Annotated in this window: 5 protein-coding genes; 1 reads left to right on the forward strand and 4 read right to left on the reverse strand. The window is 35.7% G+C overall.

All coding sequences use genetic code 11. From position 1 onward, the window contains the following. Positions 1 to 183 precede the first annotated feature (183 nt). From ABFR62_12765 to ABFR62_12780, 4 genes are all read right to left on the reverse strand, one after another. On the reverse strand, positions 184 to 1353 hold the full coding sequence (locus tag ABFR62_12765; GenBank protein MEN8139295.1) for an ABC transporter permease: 1170 nt from the start codon (positions 1351 to 1353) through the stop codon (positions 184 to 186). Positions 1354 to 1356: 3 nt separating this feature from the next. After that, positions 1357 to 2325 carry a biotin/lipoyl-binding protein gene (locus ABFR62_12770; protein MEN8139296.1) on the reverse strand — a complete coding sequence of 323 codons (969 nt, stop codon included), beginning with the start codon at positions 2323 to 2325 and terminating at the stop codon, positions 1357 to 1359. Positions 2326 to 2344: 19 nt separating this feature from the next. Further along, complete coding sequence (locus ABFR62_12775; protein MEN8139297.1) at positions 2345 to 3769, reverse strand: TolC family protein; 1425 nt, start codon at positions 3767 to 3769, stop codon at positions 2345 to 2347. Between the two features lie 161 nt (positions 3770 to 3930). Beyond that, positions 3931 to 4524 carry a TetR/AcrR family transcriptional regulator gene (locus tag ABFR62_12780; protein ID MEN8139298.1) on the reverse strand — a complete coding sequence of 198 codons (594 nt, stop codon included), beginning with the start codon at positions 4522 to 4524 and terminating at the stop codon, positions 3931 to 3933. A gap of 403 nt (positions 4525 to 4927) precedes the next feature. Between ABFR62_12780 and ABFR62_12785 the strand changes: the two genes are divergently transcribed. Beyond that, positions 4928 to 5391: hypothetical protein (locus tag ABFR62_12785; protein ID MEN8139299.1), on the forward strand; the 464-nt coding region annotated here is incomplete at its 3' end.

Genomic DNA, 5391 nt, shown 5'->3' on the forward strand with positions numbered 1-5391 from the left:
CCTATACTTTTGTTCTGAAAATGCAAAAAAATAAAAGAGATTTTACTTTTTTCCATTTATCCCAAAGCGCCAGGGATAGAGCCGGCATCCTTTTTATTTAGTGGGGGGCGCGACTTTAAGTAGCACTCCCACTAAATAAAAAGATATAGGCGAAAGCCCGTTTAGGCGCCCAAATAATACCAATTACAAATCAATTAATGCCAACGTTTTTCTAATCTTAAATTTTAGATTTAAAACAGATATTACGAATGATACAACTGTAATTATTATCAGCGGAATTAATTGCGGAACAATATCAGTTAAATCGGCCTTGTACATCAGTAGTTTTCTGATTCCCTCCAGATAGTGTGTTAGAGGAATTGCCGAAGCTATACCCTGAATCCATTCGGGCATTTGTGAAAGAGGCCATGTTTGTCCGCTCAGAATAAAACTTGGCGTTGCAATTACCATTAGAATTTCTGTAGCCTTTAACTGGGAGTTTATTGCCGAGCTCACTGCAATTCCAATAAAAGCCAAACTAATAAAGAACAATGACGTAAGTAACCAATAGGCAAACTGATTTTCGGCAGTTGGCAGGTGAAACGCCTTAGACGATAAATAGAACAGAGGAAACCACAGTGCAAGCCCTATTATCCAGTATGGAAGCGATTTTGTGAATATTAAACTTATGCTTGAACTGCTTTGTTTTACCAGGTTGTTGAATGTTTTGTTTTCGAATTCCTGGGTAAAACTCAAAGCTAGTGCCAGCAAAAATACCTGTTGCATTACAGTACCCAACATTCCCGGTGCCAAAAAATGAAGATAATTAGACGATGGATTGTAATGACGGTTCATGCTTATCTTAAAGGCTTCGAATTGCTGTTTTGCAATTTCAACCGGAACTCCTTTTTTGTTAATTGCAGCAATTTCAATTCCCGCATTTAATGTTCCTAATACCCTCATTATTCCTGTTGAAACATAGTTTGCCGTTAGCATGTTTGCCGCATCAACATCAACATCAATTTCGGGGTGTCTTTTTTGGTTTATATCAGCTTCAAAACGTGCAGGAATCGTAATTACGGCATGGTAATTATCTTTTATTAATTCATTTTCAACTGAGCTGTTGTTTTGATATATAATCTTGTTTACCGATATGTATTGATTATCGTTCAAGGCATCTATAAATTTGTCGCTAAGTGGCGAGTTATCCAAATCGGCAACTATTACAGGTAATTCTGTTGCTTTTGCATCGCTGTAAACAGCACCGAGCAAAATAGCGTAGAGAATAGGTGCTCCAATGAAAATAGCAAGTATAACGCTGTTTTTGCGGATAAGCTTAAATTCGCGTGCGATTAAACTGTTAAAATTTTTCATTGCTTAAATTTTCTTGTTGAGAATAGCGGTATAATTATTGAAAAGATCCTTTGTTTCGATATGGTTTTCAGGTTCAAATTTTAACTCATAAACAGCTTCACCTAATTCATAATCGGGATATGAACTTGTTTTATCGGCGTAATTTGCCAATTGTTTTACCGAAACAAGTTTACTTTTCACATCTTTATTTTTAAAAGGAAGGTTTATAACATAAACTTCATTCTTTTTGAATTGATGTAATTGCGATTCGCGAATTGTAAATCTGAAATATGCAGTGTTTTCTTCGTATCCTATTACGAGGTTGTAGCCGGGCAGGGCAAGTTCTCCCTCGCGAAGTGCTATAGTCTCGACCGACATATTTTTAGGTGAGATTATATATCGTTCGCTGTAAGCAACTTTTGCTTCTTTTAACGATCCCTTAGCCCGCTGAAGTACACCATGTGCCATTAGTATTTTCTCGTTGCGGGTACCTTTCAAAACTTCTTTCTTCTTTGCTTTTGCTGCATTGTACTGAGCAAGAGCTCCTTTGTATTTTGCCAAAGACTCATCGAATTTTTGTGGAGCGATTAAAGAATCGTTGTACATGATTCGCACTCTGTTCAAGGATTTTTGTGCGTAAATATATTGTTCCTTTGCGGCTTTGTACATGGAGTTTACCTGTTCTATTTGCTCGTCTGTAGCACCGTTTACAGCCATATCGTATTGAGAGTTGGCCGAAATTACAGCACCTTCGGCCTGTTGAAGTTTGGCTTCAATTTCGGGTACATCAATAATTGCAAGTGTATCGCCCCTGTTTACAATATCACCTTCATTTACTCTTATATTACTAATCCGTCCGGGCACTTTTGGAGCGATCGAAATTGATTCTCTTTTTACCTTTCCCTGTAATACTCCGGTTTTGTCTGTGTTTTTACACGAAATAAGTGTAGAAATGCTTATTGCTACTAATGATAGCCTGTATAATGTTTTCATTCGGTTTAAATTCTTTTATCTAATTAATTATTGAGTTGAAGTTCAGACTTCCTTTGGTGTCGAGATAGTTTAATGCAGCTACACGTTGATTATATATGGCTTTTATTTTTTCGAGTTTTGCTTTTTCAAGAGCAAGCAATGTATTTAAATGGTCGTTTTGTGAAACTAGTCCATGCTTATATTGTTTTTCGCTTAGTTCGAAAGTTTTTGTGGCTACTTCCACTTTTTTATCTGCCAGTTCAATTAATTTGAAGTTCTTATCCAGATCTAATGCCTCTTTAGTTAGTTTGAGACTTAGCAGTTCAATGGCTTCATCCTTTTTTTCCTGAAGTATGAGTTTGTCGATTTTTGCCTGTTTTACTTTTGCGGTAGAGCTAAAGCCGTCAAACACATTCCACTTTAATTTAAGTCCTACGGCCCACTCAGGATCAAACATTGTGAGGTTATCTTTTACAAGTTCCTTTTTGCCAAAAGCGACAACTTTAGGCATGAATTCGGAGTATTCTGATTTTACTTTATAGTCGGAAGCTTTAATTGCTTCTTCAATCGATTTAATATCGTTTCGTGTGCTGATGTCGCCTGTATTTTCATTTATAAAAATTAAATTGAGTTCCGGTTTTACGTTATAAAATCTGGCAGCCTCCATTCCTGTCATCTGTGAAAGCTTTGCTGTCAATAGTTTTTTAGCTGTTTCGAGCTCTACTCTTTTTACATCAACCTTTTGTTGAGCCAACTCGAGCTTGTGCAAATCGAGTTTAGTAAGCAGTCCGTTTTTAAATGCTTTTTCTACGAATTCTTTTTGATTATTAATCATATTTTCGGTGTCGTCGAGAACTTCTTCCGATTTATATGTTACTGCAAACTGATCGTAATACTTTACAACTTCAAGGGTTAGTTTTGTTCTTTCCTGTTCCGACATTAACTCTATTGCATTTCTTTTGTGTTTGGCAGCTTTTGCCAAATAAGGGATTTTCCCCCCGCTAAATAGAATCATCTGAGCTGTTACATTGGCCTTGAAGTATTCTTTTTCCTGAATAGGTGGGATCTCCTTTATTTCAACCCCATTTTGAGATAGCATCGCCATTAGTTCCGGGGTAGGTTGTTGGTTAAAAGGAAGTCCGGTCTGTTCTTTAATCAATAACCACTGGTTTCCCATCAGTAAAGAATTAAAATCATCGTCGAACTTAATATCATCATCTAATATAGTATACCCGGCTTCAGCGCTTATTTTTGGTAAGTAGGAGCGAAGGGCGCGTTTTCTGTCGAGGTCGGCCTGTTCAGACTGGTATTGCGCAATTTTTAGTTTTTGACTGTGCGAAATTGTAGCTTCAATAATCTCTTCTAAATTCATAGAATCGCTTTGTTGAGCGTTGGCTACCGGTAGAATTGCTGTAAATAGCATGAGTATCGTCGTAATCTTAAATACTCTTGTTTTATTTTGCATGGTAATATTACTTTTAATTATTTTTAGGAAACCAAGAAGTTGAATGTGGTTTCCGAAAAAGCACGATAAATCGTTGTTATTATTGTGTTTGAAATTTCATTGTTGATATAAATTTTAGAGAAACCAGTAAGGAGAAATGGGTTTCCGTTCAGGTAAAAAAATTATCTCTCTGTTATTCCGTCAAAAATAATTTCCATGAGACCTTCAAAAATTCCTTTTGTAGAAATTGGCATTTCGTTTATCATTTTCAAAGGCACTTGTTTGGTAAAGCTTGGTATTATTAATGTTTCTATAGCACTTATGTATGTTAATACAACTAAACTTTTGTTTATCTTTTTATTAACGAATCCTTTCTTCTGTCCTTCTTCAAGTAATTTGTAGAATCCTTCGAAGGCAATTTCCTGTTTTATTATTTGCATTTTTTGCCATGCCTGTGGGGCATTGTTGCTAATATCATCAATAAATTGAGGGTTGATAGCAGATAATTTAGTTCCTACTAATGTAAATATTGCCTGCAATTTCTCCTTGAATTCAAGATTGCCACTATTGTAAATATTTTCAGATTCCTTTTTAATTCCTGTAAAGAAATTTGATATTATTTTTTCAAGTAAATCTTCTTTGCTGTCGAAATATGTGTATATGGTTTTTTTGCTGATACCCAGATTTTTAGATATGCCCAACATAGATGTTTTACTATATCCATAGTTTAAAAACATTTCTCTGGCGGTGTCTAAAATTCTTTTCTTATGGTCCATTGTTTGGAAACTTAAAATTGTAAATGGGTTTCGTGGGCAAATTTATGATAAAACATATAATTGCAAAATAAAAAGTGATTTTTTTATAAAAAGAGGAAAGAGGAAAGGCTAAAGAGAAAAGACTAAAGAGAAAAGATACCTGCCTGCGTGACTCAGTCAGGCAGGAAAGAGGAAAGATAAAAGAGGAAAGATAAAAGATACCTGCCTGCGTGACTCAGTCAGGCAGGAAAGAGGAAAGAGAAGTCTGCAATGTTCCTTATCGCTTATTAAAGGAAATAACGAAATAGGATACTTTATTTTTGTACGAAAATATTCATAGCTGATGCAGGGTAAAAATTATCTGTAAAGTTTGTAGGTTTATCCAGGTTAGTGTAATATCATATCGTATAAAAACTAACTGTTTATGAAAAATTTATTACTAATTACGAGCCTGATATTTGTAGTGATAATAACGGGGTGTAAATCTTCCCACAGACATTCAGGAAGCTCAACCCATACCCGTACTACCCGTAGCAGAACAGTAATTATTAAAAAAGAAACGAATGAAAACAGGACTGTAATCCGTTCGGAATCAGAACGACAAAATGATGCTAGAAGAACAAGAGAAAATGAAGTTACAGAAACTGTTGTAGTAAAAAAAATACCACCGGGACAGGTTAAAAAGGAAACAGGCGAAAAATCGGCGAAGAAGTATGCACCTGGACAGGTTAAGAAGGAAACAGGTGATAAATCAGCTAAGGAATATGCGCCGGGGCAGGTGAAAAAAAATGATAAGTCGAAGTCAGGAAAAGCGAATGCAGTTGCGAAAAAGAGTAATAATGTAAAGTCACGTAATCCGAAATCTGCTAAGTCAAAGTCAGATAAAGC

The organism is Bacteroidota bacterium (assembly GCA_039714315.1).
Taxonomy (GTDB): domain Bacteria; phylum Bacteroidota; class Bacteroidia; order Flavobacteriales; family JADGDT01; genus JADGDT01.

Excerpts from the sequence above, each read along its gene's own strand:
- ABFR62_12765 (MEN8139295.1), bottom strand. The coding sequence starts at position 1,353 with ATGAAAAATTTTAACAGTTTAATCGCACGCGAATTTAAGCTTATCCGC.
- ABFR62_12770 (MEN8139296.1), bottom strand. The coding sequence starts at position 2,325 with ATGAAAACATTATACAGGCTATCATTAGTAGCAATAAGCATTTCTACA.
- ABFR62_12775 (MEN8139297.1), bottom strand. The coding sequence starts at position 3,769 with ATGCAAAATAAAACAAGAGTATTTAAGATTACGACGATACTCATGCTA.
- ABFR62_12780 (MEN8139298.1), bottom strand. The coding sequence starts at position 4,524 with ATGGACCATAAGAAAAGAATTTTAGACACCGCCAGAGAAATGTTTTTA.